We start from the raw sequence: 13,861 nt of genomic DNA, 5'->3' as shown, positions 1-13,861 counted from the left end.
ATCACCGGCGAGGCCGATGTGCTGCGCGACGAGGGCGAGGCCTACGCCAACAAGCTCCGCGAGGCCGGCGTCCCCGTCACCGCGGTGCGTTTCCAGGGCATCATCCACGACTTCGTGATGCTCAACGCCCTGCGCCCGACATACGCCGCCGAAGCCGCCATCACGCTGGCCGTCGGCACCCTGCGCGACGCCCTGCACGTCTGACCTTCAGGAGACAGCACAGTCATGACCACCACCCCCACCGTCGTCCTGGTCCACGGAGCGTTCGCGGACGCGGCCAGCTGGTCCGGCGTCGTCGCCGAGCTCCAGGGCCACGACATTCCCGTGATCGCCCCGCCGAACCCGCTGCGCGGTCTCGCCTCCGACGCCGCGTACGTGGCCTCCGTGGCCGCCCAGATCGACGGCCCCGTGATCCTCGTCGGCCACTCCTACGGCGGCGCCCTCATCACCGTGGCCGGCACCACGGAGAACGTCGTCGGCCTCGTCTACGTCGCCGCCTACGCGCTGGAGGAGGGCGAGAGCCTCGGCGAGCTCCAGGGCCGCTTCCCGCTCTCGCCGCTGGTCAGCAACCTCAAGGAGTGGACGTACCCGGTGCCGGGCGGTGACCCGGCCGTCGAGGTCACGATCGCCGAGGACGCCTTCCCGTCGGTGTTCGCCGCCGACCTGCCCGCGGGCGTCACCAAGATCCTGGCCGCGGCCCAGCGTCCGCTGGCCGCCGCCGCTTTCGAGGAGACCGCCGCCGCGGCCGCCTGGCACACCAAGCCGTCCTGGGCGCTGATCGCCGGTGCGGACGAGGCCATCAACCCCGAGGTCGAGCGCTTCGGCGCCAAGCGGGCCGGGGCGACGACCGTCGAGCTCGACGGTGCCTCGCACGCCGTCGCGGTGTCCCAGCCGAAGGCGGTCGCGGACCTGATCCTGGAAGCGGTCCGCGCGACGAGCTGACGCCCACCGAGGACGGCCGCGCGGACGTGACCCCTGTGCACGTCCGCGCGGCCCCACCCGCCACCGGGTCACCGGCGGTTCGTGGACGCCGTTGCCCGATCTCCGGGAGCGGCTTGAACAGCCACGGGTGACGTCCCGGGGCATCGGGTTCGTGCACACGTCACACCGGCCGGGACCGCGCGGCCGTCAGCGGCCTCGCGCACGTCGTACGAGGTCGGCGGCCGCGTCCGGCCACTCGGGGCGGTCGAACGTGAAGCCCGCGTCGAGCAGGCGGCCGGGGACGACGCGCCGGCTCTTGAGGAGCAGTTCGGTGTCCGAGCGCAGCGCGAAGGCGCCGAGTTCGGCCATCCACTTCGTCGCCGGCAGGCCCACCGGCACCCCCCACGCGCCGCGCAGCGCGCGCATGAACGCGCGGTGGGGGAGGGGAACGGGGGCGGCCAGGTTCACCGGCCCGGCGAGGTCCTCGCGTTCGACGAGGAAATCGACCGCGCGGACGAAGTCGTGGTCGTGGATCCAGGACACGTACTGACGGCCGCCCGCGACCGGGCCGCCGAGGCCGAGCCGGGTGAGCCGCGACAGGACGTCGAACACCCCGCCCCGGTCCGGGCTCATCACCATCGCGGCCCGCAGGGCCACCTTGCGGGTGCGCGGGGTGTCGGCGTTCTCCTGCTCCCGCTCCCAGGCGGTCGCGATGTCCACGCTGTAGCCCCAGTAGTCGGGGACGCCGGGTTCGGCTCCGCCGATCACGCCGGCGGCCTCGTCGTTGGGGGCGTCGAACCGGTGGGCGTAGACGGTGGCGGTGCTCATCTGGAGCCAGACCCGCGGGGGCCGTGCCGCGGCGGCGATCGCCCGGCCCACGACCCGGGCCGAGTCCACTCGTGAGTCCATCATCGCCCGCAGGTTGTCCGGTGTGTAGCGGCAGCTGACACTGCGGCCGGCCAGGTTGACGACCACGTCACTGCCGTCGATCACCTCGGTCCAGGGGCCGGGGGACCGGCCGTCCCACGGGACCTCGCCGGCACCCGTGGGCCGCCTGCTCAGCACCGCGACCTCGTGTCCGGCCGCCGTCAGCGCGCGCCGCAGTACGGTCCCCACCTGCCCGGTCCCGCCGGGTAGCACGATCTTCATGAGTAGGGTCCCCTTCTTCTCGAAGGGGACCCTACTATTATTTTGAACATGTTCAAAACACTGCCCGGGGTGTCCTTACGCCCCGTGCGCCTCCAGCGCGGCCCGGACCCCCGACTCCAGTGCGCCCTCGATCCACGACGGCTTGACCGAGGTGTGGTCGCCCGCGAAGAGCAGCGGGCCCTCGGCGGAACGGATGGCGCTCAGCAGCTCCGTGTGCTGACCGGGGAGCAGGACGGACGCCTCCCCGTACGCGTACGGGTCACGCAACCAGCTCTGGGTACGGCCCGCGCCCGTGTAGAAGACCTCGACCCGCTGGCCGTAGACCTGCTGGAGCCCCCGCAGGGCGTGCGGGTAGCGCGCGTCGTCGTCCAGGGAGTCCCAGCGGGAGGCGTCGTCGGCCCAGCTGTAGGAGGCGAGGACGACACCGCCCGCGCTGCCGGCGACCGGGTGGGACGGGTTGATCATGAACCGGTTGGAGTTGTCGGAGACCGAGCCGCCGCCGACGATGTGCGCCGCCTCGGGCTGGTCGCGGGTGGCCCACCGGTTGGCGGCGTAGTGCACGCGCTGTCCCGCGCTGATGTGCCCGGGCGGCACGGACGGATGCCCGCCGAGCAGACTCCCGTCGGCCGGCGCCCTGCCCGACCGGTAGTCCTCGTACAGCCCCGGCCGAACGGCGTCGAGTTCCCGCTTCCACTCCGCCTCGCCGAACTCCCACCAGCGGCGGCTGAACTCCAGCAGCACCTTGGTCGCGCTGTCGTAGTGCAGCTCCGCGACGGAACGCCGCTTCCCGTACGACATCAGCGGGCTGACCTGCATCTGGCGCAGCCCCGAGAACGGCACCGTGACGATCGCGAGATCGGCGGTGAACTGTTCACGCACCACCTTGCCGTCGCGCCCCTCGGAGACGGTGTCGATCCACACGTGCGGCCCCTCGGCGCGCACGTGCGAGGTGTTGTCGTCGCCCCGGCGGTCCGGCGCCCAGTACTCGATGTGCGTCGCCCGCCGGTCGAGCCGCGTCACGTCGGAGACCTGCTTCAGCAGCGCGTCCGGGAGCGTCGCCGTGCCGCCGACGAGCTCCCAGAACTCGGTGTCCGCACTGATGAGCGAGGCACTGATGAAGCTGTGGATGAAGGACAGCGGGAGCCGGGAGGTGAGGTTCTCCAGCGTGCCGACCAGATCGATGGTCCGCTCGTCGAGGCCCGCCTCCTCGGTCAGGAACCGGTACATCGACCAGTCACCGAACCGCTGCACGACCCGCGCCCAGCCCCGCACCCGCTCCGGCAGCGGCTTGTCCACCCGTTTGCCGTCGGCGCCACGGGTGCTGAACTCGTCGCGCACCGGGTCCAGGGCCTCGCGCAGGATGGTCGCGGACGGGGTGTCCCAGTACTTCCGGGGCACGCCGAAGGAGCGGTTGACCCTGCGCGGCGACCTCGCGTACGCGGAGCGGCGCACCCGGACGCCGTTGACGTGCAGCCAGGCGTTGTTGACGGGCTTGCCCTCGGCGTCGACGTCCACGAGATGGAACCGGCGTTTCTCGACGCCCAGGCGACCGATCAGGCCCATCACCAGCGGATGGCTGCCGGGGATCCGCATGGCGCCCGCCTCCGCGTACTGACGTGCGTCGGCGAACGGCTGCGCCGCGTGCTCGTGCCCGCCGGTGCGGAACGTCTTGATGCGGCCGCCCACCCGGTTGCCGTTGGCCTCCACGAGCGTGACGTGGTGCCCGGCCCGCTTCAGCAGCCAGGCGGCGACCAGCCCGGCGGGCCCGGCGCCGATCACGAGCACCTTCTTCCCGGCCCCGGTCCTGACGCGCGGGAGTCCGCCCGCGAGGACCTTCTCGTACAGGGGGACGAGCGGCCGGTCGTGCTCGTCCACCACCAGCAGGGCGCGGGCGACCGTGAGGCAGGTGGCCCAGTCCGCGGTGGACCTGGGCGCGGAAGCCGGTTGCCGGGAGAGGGCGGCGGCCGGGGCCGCGTCGGCGAGGGCGGCCGCGGTCGCCGCCGTGGCCGCGGTGACCGCCGTGAACCGTCGACGGGAGAGCCGGACGGCGTCTACAGAAGCGGAGGATTTGTCCATGCGTCCTGAATACGGGCGGAACAGGGGTTCGCGGCCGTGCTCCCGTGGATCACCACCTGAACGTGTAGGCGCGTCGGCGGCGGAGTGCTCCCGCGATGCTTCCGGTGCAACTGATGTGCGCGCGTGGGGGGTTTGCGCCGCGCACCGGGCCACCACCTATCAGGTCAAGCGTCCCGGACTCTTGACTCGATAGGGGATCCGGCTCGATCCTCGTCGCACTATCTTGCGTCGGTCATGACAATCTCATGGGCAGTCAAAGTGCCCACGTCGACCGCGCCTTCCCGCCGACCGAGGGACGTGGGCTGTGACCATGACCGGACGCCCGTACCGCAGACGCCGGGATGTCACCGTCGTCTCCCTGCTCCTCCTCGTCCTCGCCACGATCCTCGGCCCCACGCCGAGCTCGGCGGCCGGCGCGGACTGGTGGACACCGACGGCCAGGCCGAACCCCGACTCGCAGGTCGGTGTCACCGGCGAGCCGTTCACCGGAACCGACTCGGCGGGCGATGTGCGCGGATTCGTCGACGCGCACAACCACCTCTTCTCCAACGAGGCGTTCGGTGGCCGGCTCATCTGCGGCAAGGTGTTCTCCGAAGCCGGCGTCGCCGACGCGCTCAAGGACTGTCCCGAGCACTACCCGGACGGCACTCTCGCGCTCTTCGACTACATCACCCACGGCGGTGACGGCAAGCACGACCCGGCCGGCTGGCCGACCTTCAAGGACTGGCCCGCCTACGACTCGATGACCCATCAGGCGAACTACTACGCCTGGGTCGAGCGGGCCTGGCGCGGCGGTCAGCGGGTGCTCGTCAACGACCTCGTCACCAACGGCATGATCTGCTCCATCTACCCCTTCAAGGACCGTAGTTGTGACGAGATGACGTCGATCCGCCTCCAGGCGAAGCTGACGTACGACCTCCAGGCCTACATCGACAAGATGTACGGCGGCACCGGCAAGGGCTGGTTCCGGATCGTCCTCGACAGCGCGCAGGCGCGTGAGGTCATCAAGCAGGGCAAGCTGGCGGTCGTTCTGGGGGTCGAGACCTCCGAGCCCTTCGGCTGCAAGCAGGTCTTCGACATCGCGCAGTGCAGCCAGCAGGACATCGACAAGGGGCTGGACGAGCTGTACGCGCTGGGCGTGCGCAGCATGTTCCTGTGCCACAAGTTCGACAACGCGCTGTGCGGCGTCCGCTTCGACGAGGGCGGCCTCGGCACCGCCATCAACGTCGGCCAGTTCCTGTCGACCGGCACCTTCTGGCAGACCGAGAAGTGCACCGGACCGCAGCACGACAACCCCATCGGCACCGCCGCCTCCGAGGCGGAGGCCGATCTGCCGGCCGGCACCGAGGTCCCCTCCTACGACCAGAACGCGCAGTGCAACACCCGCGGGCTCACCGATCTGGGCGAGTACGCCGTACGCGCCATGATGAAGCGCAAGATGATGCTCGAGATCGACCACATGAGCGTCAAGGCCACCGGTCAGGCGCTCGACATCTTCGAGGCCGCGAACTATCCCGGTGTCCTGTCCTCGCACAGCTGGATGGACCTCAACTGGACCGAGCGGGTCTACTCCCTCGGCGGTTTCGTCGCCCAGTACATGCACGGCTCCGAGGCGTTCGGCAAGGAGGCCGAGCGGACCGAGGCGCTGCGGGACAAGTACGACGTCGGCTACGGCTACGGCACCGACTTCAACGGCATCGGCGACCACCCCGCCCCGCGCGGCGCCGACGCCGCGAACAAGGTGACATACCCCTTCAAGAGCGTCGACGGCGGCTCCCTCATCGGCAAGCAGACCGTCGGCGGGCGCACCTTCGACTACAACACCGACGGCGCCGCCGACGTGGGCCTGATCCCCGACTGGATCGAGGACATCCGGCTCGTCGCCGGCCGGGACGTGGTGGACGACCTCTTCAGGGGCGCCCAGTCCTACCTCGACACCTGGGGCTCGGCCGAGCAGCACCAGGCCTCGGTGAACCTCGCCAAGGGCCGTACCGCCACGGCGAGTTCGTCCGAGTCGAACCCGTTCACCAGCTATCAGCCCGGCCGTGCGGCGGACGGCGACGACTCCAGCCGCTGGGCCAGCGACTGGAGCGACGACCAGTCCTGGCAGGTCGACCTGGGCTCCACCAACCTGGTCTCCCGCGTCACCCTCGACTGGGAGCGCGCGTACGGGAAGTCGTACCGCGTCGAACTCTCCACCGACGGCACCACCTGGACGACCGCCTGGTCCACCACCTCCGGCGACGGCGGCCTGGACACGGCCAGGTTCACGGGCACCCCCGCCCGCTACGTCCGGGTGCACGGCCTGGACCGGGGCACGGATTGGGGATACTCGCTGTACGAAGTGGGCGTACACAGCGCCTGACAGGCGGTCACGGGGGGACACACATGGCACGGATGCCGTCGGCGCAGCGGCGTCGGCAGCTGACGGAAGCGGCGATCAGAGCGATGGCCCGGGACGGCGTCCCCAGGACGACCACCCGGTCCATCGCCGCCGAGGCCGGAGTGTCCCTCAGCGTCTTCCACTACTGCTTCGACTCCAAGCAGGCCCTCGTGGAGTCCGTCATCACGACGCTCACCGACCACTCGGTGAGCGTCGTGAAGGACGCACTACGCCCCAGGGCCACCCTCGAGGAGACCGTCCGGGCCGGCTTCCAGGCGTACTGGGACCACGTCCGCGCCCACCCCGACGAGCACATGCTGACCTACGAACTCACCCAGTACGCCCTGCGCGAGCCGGGCTTCGAGCAACTGGCCCGTCGGCAGTACGAGATGTACGGCGACGCCTACACGGAACTCATCGAGCAGCTCCGCGGCGGCATGGATCTGCGGCTCAGCGTCCCCGTGTCCGTCCTGGCCCGCTACCTGGCCGCCATGACCGACGGTCTGACCCTCAACTACCTCGTGCTCGGCGACGCGGGCGCCTGGACCGACATCCTCGACACGGTCACCGCCCACATCGCGGGGCTCGTCATGGCGGAGCCGCCCGTTACCGGGTCCGGGCGATGAGCAGTGCGACGTCGTCGTGGTCGTCGGGGTGGCGCAGGCCGTACAGCAGCAGGTCGCAGATCTCCTCCAGGGGACGGCCGGGCTCGTCCAGGAAGGTGAGCAGGACGGCCAGGCGGTCGTCGATGGGGTGCTGGCGGGTCTCCACGAGGCCGTCCGTGTACAGGACCAGCAGGTCGCCGGGGGTGAGTTCGACCGTGGTGGTCTCGAAGGCGATGCCGCCGACGCCGAGCGGCGCCCCGGCGGGCAGCTCCAGCAGCGTGGGGTCATGGCCGGGGCCGGCCAGCGCGGGCGGCATATGGCCCGCGTTGGCGATGCGGCACTGCCTCGTGCGCGGGTCGTACACCGCGTACAGGCAGGTCACGATGTAGTGCTCCAGGTCGCAGGTGATCTTGTCCAGATGCCGCAGCACGGAGCCGGGGTCGAGGTCCAGATCCGCGTAGGCGCAGGTGGCGGTGCGCAGCCGGCCCATGGTGGCGGCGGCGTCGATGCCGTTGCCCATGACGTCCCCGACGACCAGCGCGGTCTTGTCGTCGGTCAGCGGGATGACGTCGTACCAGTCACCGCCGACCTCGCTGGTCGCCTGGGCGGGCTGGTAGCGGGAGGCGAGTTCCAGACCGGTGTGATGGGCCGCGTGGTCGGGCAGCAGACTGCGCTGGAGGGTGAGGGCGGTGTTGCGCACGCTCTCGAACCAGCGGGCGTTGTCGATGGCCACGGCGGCACGGCCGGCCAGCTCACCGGCCAGGATGACGTCGTCCTCGTCGAACGGGAGCGGGTTGCTGGTGCGCTTGAGGTCGAGAGCGCCGAGCACCTCGCCGTGGGCGATCAACGGCACCGCGAGGTACGAGTGGACGCCGGCCCGGGCCAGCAGCGCACCGGCCTCGGCGTCCCGGGCGATCCGGGGTATGTCCCGCTCCCCGACGTGCCGCACCAGGACCGGCCGGCCGGTGTGCACGCACAGGGTGACCAGGCGATCGCCTTCGTAGGCCGCCACGTCGCCGGGGGGGTCGGCGGCGCGCAGCGCCACGGTGGGGTGGGCCGCCTTCAGCGCGAGGGCCCGGAACAGCTCCGGGCCGTTGTCGGGCCTGCGCGAGCGGCGGCAGGCCAGCGCGGAGTCCAGGATGTCCACGGCGACCACGTCGGCCAGCTGCGGGACGGCGATCTCGGCCAGCTCGTGGGCGGTCCGGTCCACCTCCAGCGTGGTGCCGACCCGGGTGGAGGCCTCGGCGATGAGGGCGAGCCGACGCCGGGCCCGGTCGGCCTCGGCGGCGGCGCGATGCCGTTCGGTGACGTCGACGACCGAGGCGGCCGCGCCGAGTACCCGCCCGCCGGGGTCCTCCAGGCGGTAGAAGGACAGGGACCAGGCGTGCTCGTGCTCGGGGTCGGTCGGCGGGCGGCCCACGTGGTACTGGTCGAGCAACGGCGTGCCGGTGGTGAGCACCTGCCGCAGGGCGGACTCGACGGTGTCGACGTCGGGCAGGAGCGTCGCCTCCCTGAGGCGACGGCCGACGTGGTCCTCGGCGGGGATGCCGTCGATGCGTTCGAGCGCCGGATTGACCAGGAGATAGCGCAGCTCCGGGTCCAGGAGGGCCAGACCGATCGGCGACTGGTTGATCAGCCGTTCGCACAGCGCCAGGTCGGTCTCGACGCGCTGGAGCAGATTGTGGTCGGCGGCGATGCCGAGGGCGTAGACGTCCCCGAGATCGTCCTGGAGCCGCATGTTGCGGAACTCCATCAGGCGGCTGCTGCCGTCCTTGTGCCGGATGGGGAAGGCGCCGGCCCAGCTCCGGCCGGTCTCCAGCACTTCCGTGAACAGCCTCACCACGGACTGGAGGTGCTCGGGGCGGATCAACAGGCGTGCCGCGTGCGTGCCGAGGGCCTCCTGCGTGGTGTAGCCGAAGAGCTCCTCCGCCTGAGGGGTCCAGAACACGATGCGCCCGTCGGCGTCGACGACCATCGCGGACACGCTCAGCACGTCCAGCAGACCGGTGGGCGCGCGCGCCTCGGAACGGTATGCGTCGCCGTTCGGCCGGATGGGCTCGGCTGTCATCGAAAGCCTCCTCCTGTACCTCCATGCTGCCCCCGGTCCGGCGAGTCCGGAAACCGGGGGCCCCGCGGGGCGGGCCCACGGCGCCGTGCGCATCGGGCGGACAAGCAGGACCATGGGTCGTGTAAAGGACGGCAGCCATGGATTCTGCGCGAGACGCTTCCGACGCCCCGACGCCCGCGGGGCCGCGCGATCTGTTCGACGCGTCCACGGACGCGGCGGCGATCGTGTCCGCGGGCGGTGTCGTGGTCGGCTGGACGCGCGGCGCGGAAGCACTGGTCGGCCGCCCGGCGTCCGAGGTGGTCGGCCGCTCGGTCGCGGAGCTGGTGGCGATGGACCGGGATCCGGTCCGGGTGGCGGGCATCGCGGAGCGGTGTCGCGCCGGTATGGGGTGGAGCGGTCTCATCGCCGTACGGCACCGCGACGGCCACCCCGTCGACGTCGACCTGCGGGTCTCCGCCTCCTTCCGGATCGGCGACGACGAGTGCTTTCTGCTCTCGGCACGCGAGCAGAGCCGGCAGTGGACGGTGGGCCAGTCCGTCCTCGACGGGTTCCTGACCCGTTCCCCGGTCGGGATGGCGGTGATGGATCTGGAGCTGCGCTATGTGTGGCTCAACGACACGCTGGAACGGTTCGGCGGTGTGCCCCGCGAACAGCGGCTGGGGCACCGGCTGAGCGACCTGCTCCCCGGGTTGCAGGCGGTCGCCCTCGAGAAGCTGATGTGCAAGGTGCTGGAGACCGGAATCCCGGTCACCGACTACGAGTACCTGGGGTGGAGCTGGGCCGACCCGCACCGTCGGCACGCCTATTCCACGTCGTTCTTCCCCCTGCTGGGTGACGACGGCTCCGTCACCGGGGTCTGCTACATGGTCCAGGACGTCACCGAGCGATGGGACGCCCGCCGGCTGCTGTCGCTGGTCAACGAGGCCGGGACCCGCGTCGGCACGACCCTGGACGTGATGCGCACGGCTCAGGAGCTCGCCGACTTCGCCGTCCCCCGCTTCGCGGACTTCGTCATCGTCGACCTGCTGGAGCCGGTGCTCAGCACCGAAGGGCACGGTGCGTGGCTGACCGACGCGGGGCCGGCGCCCGCGCGGCCGGTGATGCGGCGCGCCGGAATGGCCTCGGTGCGCGAGGGCTGCCCGGAGGCCGTGGCACGGGTCGGGGACCGGGTGGACTTCCTCCCTCCGCCGCACGACGCCAACCTCCTCATCGCCGGCGAGCCGATCCTCATCCCCGTCCTCGATCCCTCCGACGACCTGTGGATCACCGAACAGCCCGAGAGGGCGGAGAGCATCCGCGCGTTCGGACTGCACTCCCTCATCTCCGTACCGATGCGAGCGCGGAACACCGCCCTGGGCCTCGCCACGTTCGTACGGTCCCTCAACCCCGTCCCGTTCCGGTCCGACGACGTCCTCCCGGCCCGGGAGCTGGTGGCGCGGGCGGCGCTGTGCGTCGACAACGCCCGCCGGTACACCCGGGAGCACACGGCGGCGGTCACCCTTCAGCGCAGCCTGCTGCCCCACGCCCTGGCGGGCGGGACGGCGCTGGAGGTGGCCTCCTCCTATCTGCCGGCGGACGCCACGGACGGGGTGGGCGGCGACTGGTTCGACGTGATCCCGCTGTCCGGGGCCCGAGTGGGCCTCGTCGTCGGCGACGTCGTGGGGCACGGCATCGCCGCCGCGGCCACCATGGGCCGGCTGCGCACCGCGGTGCAGACCCTCGCCGACATGGAGATGCCTCCCGACGAGCTGCTGGCCCACCTCGACGACCTCGTGCTCCGCCTCAGCGCGGAACGGACCGACGGCACGACCGCCCAGCAGAGCGCCACCGCCTTCCTGGGGGCGACCTGTCTGTACGCCGTCTACGACCCGGTGACCAGACGCTGCACGATGGCCCGGGCCGGACACCCGCCACCCGTCGTCGTCGCCCCCGACGGGCGGGTGTCCTTCCCGGAGCCCCCGGCCGGACCGCCGCTGGGGCTCGGTGGGATGGCGTTCGAGTCCACCGAGATCGAGCTCGCCGAGAACAGTCTGATCGGCCTCTACACCGACGGCCTCGTCGAGACGGGCGACCGGGACATCGAACAGGGCATGACCCTGCTCGGCGAGGCGCTGGCCCGGTCCGACGCCGACCTGTCGGCCCTGTGCACCTCGGCGGTGCGACAACTCGTGCCCGTGCCCCAGCCCGACGACATCGCCCTGCTGCTGGCGCGCACCCACGCCCTGGGCGCCGACCGCGTCGTCTCCTGGGAGGTGCCCGTGGACCCGGCCGCCGTCGCCGACGTCCGGGCCCGCGCGACCCGCCAGGTGGAGGCCTGGGGGCTGGGCGAGCTGGCCATGACGTCCGAGCTCATCGTGAGCGAGCTGGTCACCAACGCGGTTCGCTACGCCGCACCCCCCATACGGTTGCGGCTGCTCCTCGACGCCCGACTGACCTGCGAGGTCTCGGACGCCAGCAGCACGGCCCCACGGTTGAGGCATGCCCGGATCACGGACGAGGGCGGCCGTGGCCTCTTTCTGGTCGCGCAGCTCGGCCACCGGTGGGGAGTGCGGTACACGGCCGACGGAAAGATCATCTGGGCCGAGCAGGAGCTCCCGTGACCCGTCCGGCCGGACGCCACGCGGGGTGAGGCGAGCCCCCTTCGGGCCTCGGCCGTAAGGGTCGCGTCAAAGGCGTGCCCGCCCCCGTCAGGAACCCGTCAACGACGGTCGTTTCCGGCTGCGGACGGTGTTTTCTCGGTCTGTCCGTACCACTTCCGAACTTCTCCAAGGAGTCAGCGATGGCCGATCTGGCCTTCGTCGTCACCACGGTCGCGGTCTTCGCGCTGGTGGCCCTCGTCGCCAAGGGGGTGACCAGGCTGTGACCGCCGAGAACGTCGTCGGCCTCGTCGTGGCCGTCGCCCTGCTGAGCTATCTGGTCCTCGCCCTGCTCTACCCCGAGAGGTTCTGAGCTCGCACATGGGTCCCGTACTCGCCGGTGTGCTCCAGCTGCTCGCGCTCACAGCGGCCCTGGCGCTCGCCTACGTCCCCCTCGGCAACTACATGGCCAAGGTCTACTCCTGCGACGGGCACTGGCGCGTCGAGAGGTGGATCTACAGGGCCATCGGCGTCGACCCCGACACCGACATGCGCTGGCCCGCGTACCTGCGTGGTGTCCTGGCCTTCTCGGCGGCCGGCGTCCTCCTCCTCTATCTGCTCCAGCGCCTCCAGGGCGTGCTGCCGCTGTCACTGGGCTTCAAGGCGATCGACCCGGACCAGGCGTTCAACACCGCCGCGTCCTTCGTCACCAACACCGACTGGCAGTCGTACTACGGCGAGCAGGCCATGGGCCACGTCGTACAGACGGCGGGTCTGGCGGTGCAGAACTTCGTGTCGGCGGCCGTGGGCATCGCGGTGGCGGTGGCCCTCGTACGCGGCTTCTCCCTCCCCCGTTCCCGGCTTCGCCCGAGCGGGGGGAGCCCCGCCCGGACCGGTGAACTCGGCAACTTCTGGTCGGACATGGTGCGTGGGGTGACCCGCATCCTGCTGCCGGGCGCGCTCGTCGCCGCGATCGTCCTGGTCGGCTGCGGTGCCCTGCAGAACTTCTCGGGCATCCACGAGGTCGGCCAGTTCCTGGGCGGCGACCAGCAGTGGAACGGCGGGGCGGTCGCCTCCCAGGAGGCCATCAAGGAGCTGGGCACCAACGGCGGCGGCTACTTCAACGCCAACTCCGCCCACCCCTTCGAGAACCCCACCCCCTTCACCAACCTCTTCGAGATCTTCCTGCTGCTGGTGATCCCTTTCGCCCTGACGAGGACCTTCGGCGTCATGGTCGGATCGGTCAGGCAGGGCTACGCGATCCTCGCGGCCATGGGCACGATCTGGGTCGGCTTCATCGCGCTGATGATGTGGACCGAGTTCGCCCACCACGGCCCGGCGCTCCAGATCGCCGGGGGTGCGTTGGAGGGCAAGGAGGTCCGCTTCGGGGTCGGCTCCTCGTCGATCTTCGCGGTGTCGACCACGCTCACCTCGACCGGCGCGGTGGACTCCTTCCACTCCTCCTTCACGGGCCTGGGCGGCGGCATCACCATGCTCGGCATGATGCTGGGCGAGATCGCGCCGGGCGGCACCGGGTCCGGCCTCTACGGCATGCTGATCATGGCGGTCATCGCGGTCTTCATCGCCGGTCTGATGGTCGGCCGTACGCCCGAGTACCTGGGCAGGAAGATCGGCACCCGCGAGATCAAGCTGGCCGCCTGCTCCCTGCTCGTCACCCCGGCGCTGGTGTTGGTCCTCACCGCCGCCGCGATGGCGCTGCCCACCCCCAACCACTCGATGACCAACTCCGGTGCGCACGGCTTCTCCGAGATCCTCTACGCCTACACCTCCGCGGCCAACAACAACGGATCGGCGTTCGCCGGTCTGAACGCGGACACGCAGTGGTTCAACAGCACCCTCGGGGTGGCGATGATCCTGGGCCGCTTCCTGCCGATGGTGTTCGTGCTGGCGCTGGCCGGCTCGCTCGCCCGGCAGCGTCCGGTCCCGGTCACCGCAGGCACCCTGCGCACCGAAAAGCCCCTGTTCACCGGCCTGTTGGTGGGCGCGATCCTGATCATCACCGGTCTGACGTACTTCCCGGCGCTCGCGCTGGGCCCGCTCGCCGAAGGGCTGGCGTCATGAC

General features: G+C 71.1%; 11 protein-coding genes. 8 read left to right on the top strand and 3 right to left on the bottom strand.

Annotated features, from left to right (window positions below):
- Window positions 1–204 (top strand): alpha/beta hydrolase (locus ACIPFH_RS41540; RefSeq protein ID WP_401835040.1); only part of this gene is annotated, 204 nt, incomplete at its 5' end.
- Between the two features lie 21 nt (window positions 205–225).
- Window positions 226–942, top strand: coding sequence for an alpha/beta fold hydrolase (locus ACIPFH_RS41535; protein WP_401835038.1), 717 nt, complete (start codon window positions 226–228; stop codon window positions 940–942).
- 186 nt (window positions 943–1,128) lie between these two features.
- Here ACIPFH_RS41535 and ACIPFH_RS41530 read toward each other — a convergent pair whose 3' ends face one another.
- Together ACIPFH_RS41530 and ACIPFH_RS41525 are read right to left on the bottom strand one after the other, a co-directional pair.
- Window positions 1,129–2,070: a DUF1731 domain-containing protein gene (locus ACIPFH_RS41530; RefSeq protein ID WP_401835036.1), complete on the bottom strand. Its 942-nt coding sequence runs from the start codon at window positions 2,068–2,070 to the stop codon at window positions 1,129–1,131.
- A 75-nt stretch (window positions 2,071–2,145) separates the two neighbouring features.
- A complete protein-coding gene (locus tag ACIPFH_RS41525) occupies window positions 2,146–4,146 on the bottom strand; it encodes a flavin monoamine oxidase family protein (protein ID WP_401835034.1) in 2,001 nt (666 codons plus the stop codon).
- A 310-nt stretch (window positions 4,147–4,456) separates the two neighbouring features.
- On the opposite strand from ACIPFH_RS41525, the gene ACIPFH_RS41520 reads away from it, so the two are divergent.
- Entirely contained in the window at window positions 4,457–6,511 is a 2,055-nt protein-coding gene (locus ACIPFH_RS41520) for a discoidin domain-containing protein (RefSeq protein ID WP_401835033.1), read from the top strand.
- Between the two features lie 23 nt (window positions 6,512–6,534).
- Window positions 6,535–7,155 carry a TetR/AcrR family transcriptional regulator gene (locus ACIPFH_RS41515; protein WP_356262044.1) on the top strand — a complete coding sequence of 207 codons (621 nt, stop codon included), beginning with the start codon at window positions 6,535–6,537 and terminating at the stop codon, window positions 7,153–7,155.
- Here ACIPFH_RS41515 and ACIPFH_RS41510 read toward each other — a convergent pair.
- On the bottom strand, window positions 7,136–9,202 hold the full coding sequence (locus tag ACIPFH_RS41510; protein ID WP_401835030.1) for a SpoIIE family protein phosphatase: 2,067 nt from the start codon (window positions 9,200–9,202) through the stop codon (window positions 7,136–7,138). The two genes, ACIPFH_RS41515 and ACIPFH_RS41510, sit on opposite strands and share 20 nt — an antisense overlap.
- A gap of 137 nt (window positions 9,203–9,339) precedes the next feature.
- On the opposite strand from ACIPFH_RS41510, the gene ACIPFH_RS41505 reads away from it, so the two are divergent.
- From ACIPFH_RS41505 to kdpA, 4 genes are all read left to right on the top strand, one after another.
- Window positions 9,340–11,802, top strand: a complete 2,463-nt coding sequence (locus ACIPFH_RS41505; protein WP_401835027.1) for a SpoIIE family protein phosphatase — start codon at window positions 9,340–9,342, stop codon at window positions 11,800–11,802.
- A 74-nt stretch (window positions 11,803–11,876) separates the two neighbouring features.
- The gene (locus ACIPFH_RS41500; RefSeq protein WP_401835024.1) at window positions 11,877–12,065 is read left to right on the top strand and encodes a hypothetical protein; all 189 of its coding nucleotides are present in this window, start codon (window positions 11,877–11,879) and stop codon (window positions 12,063–12,065) included.
- Complete coding sequence (gene kdpF / locus ACIPFH_RS41495; protein WP_401835022.1) at window positions 12,062–12,151, top strand: K(+)-transporting ATPase subunit F; 90 nt, start codon at window positions 12,062–12,064, stop codon at window positions 12,149–12,151. The genes ACIPFH_RS41500 and kdpF overlap by 4 nt, the downstream gene beginning before the upstream one ends.
- 8 nt (window positions 12,152–12,159) lie before the next feature.
- On the top strand, window positions 12,160–13,860 hold the full coding sequence (gene kdpA, locus ACIPFH_RS41490; RefSeq protein WP_401835020.1) for a potassium-transporting ATPase subunit KdpA: 1,701 nt from the start codon (window positions 12,160–12,162) through the stop codon (window positions 13,858–13,860).
- Window position 13,861: the final 1 nt, after the last annotated feature.

This window comes from Streptomyces sp. NPDC088157 (genome assembly GCF_044741545.1).
In the GTDB taxonomy this organism is placed as follows: Bacteria; Actinomycetota; Actinomycetes; order Streptomycetales; family Streptomycetaceae; genus Streptomyces.
Note: the sequence above shows the minus strand (reverse complement) of the source record. Positions and strands in the feature narration are given on the sequence as shown.

What these genes read in the sequence shown, in the direction of transcription:
- ACIPFH_RS41520 (WP_401835033.1), top strand. Translation starts at nt 4,457, where the DNA reads ATGACCGGACGCCCGTACCGCAGACGCCGGGATGTCACCGTCGTCTCC.
- ACIPFH_RS41525 (WP_401835034.1), bottom strand. Translation starts at nt 4,146, where the DNA reads ATGGACAAATCCTCCGCTTCTGTAGACGCCGTCCGGCTCTCCCGTCGA.
- kdpA (WP_401835020.1), top strand. Translation starts at nt 12,160, where the DNA reads ATGGGTCCCGTACTCGCCGGTGTGCTCCAGCTGCTCGCGCTCACAGCG.
- ACIPFH_RS41535 (WP_401835038.1), top strand. Translation starts at nt 226, where the DNA reads ATGACCACCACCCCCACCGTCGTCCTGGTCCACGGAGCGTTCGCGGAC.
- ACIPFH_RS41510 (WP_401835030.1), bottom strand. Translation starts at nt 9,202, where the DNA reads ATGACAGCCGAGCCCATCCGGCCGAACGGCGACGCATACCGTTCCGAG.
- ACIPFH_RS41515 (WP_356262044.1), top strand. Translation starts at nt 6,535, where the DNA reads ATGGCACGGATGCCGTCGGCGCAGCGGCGTCGGCAGCTGACGGAAGCG.
- ACIPFH_RS41505 (WP_401835027.1), top strand. Translation starts at nt 9,340, where the DNA reads ATGGATTCTGCGCGAGACGCTTCCGACGCCCCGACGCCCGCGGGGCCG.
- ACIPFH_RS41530 (WP_401835036.1), bottom strand. Translation starts at nt 2,070, where the DNA reads ATGAAGATCGTGCTACCCGGCGGGACCGGGCAGGTGGGGACCGTACTG.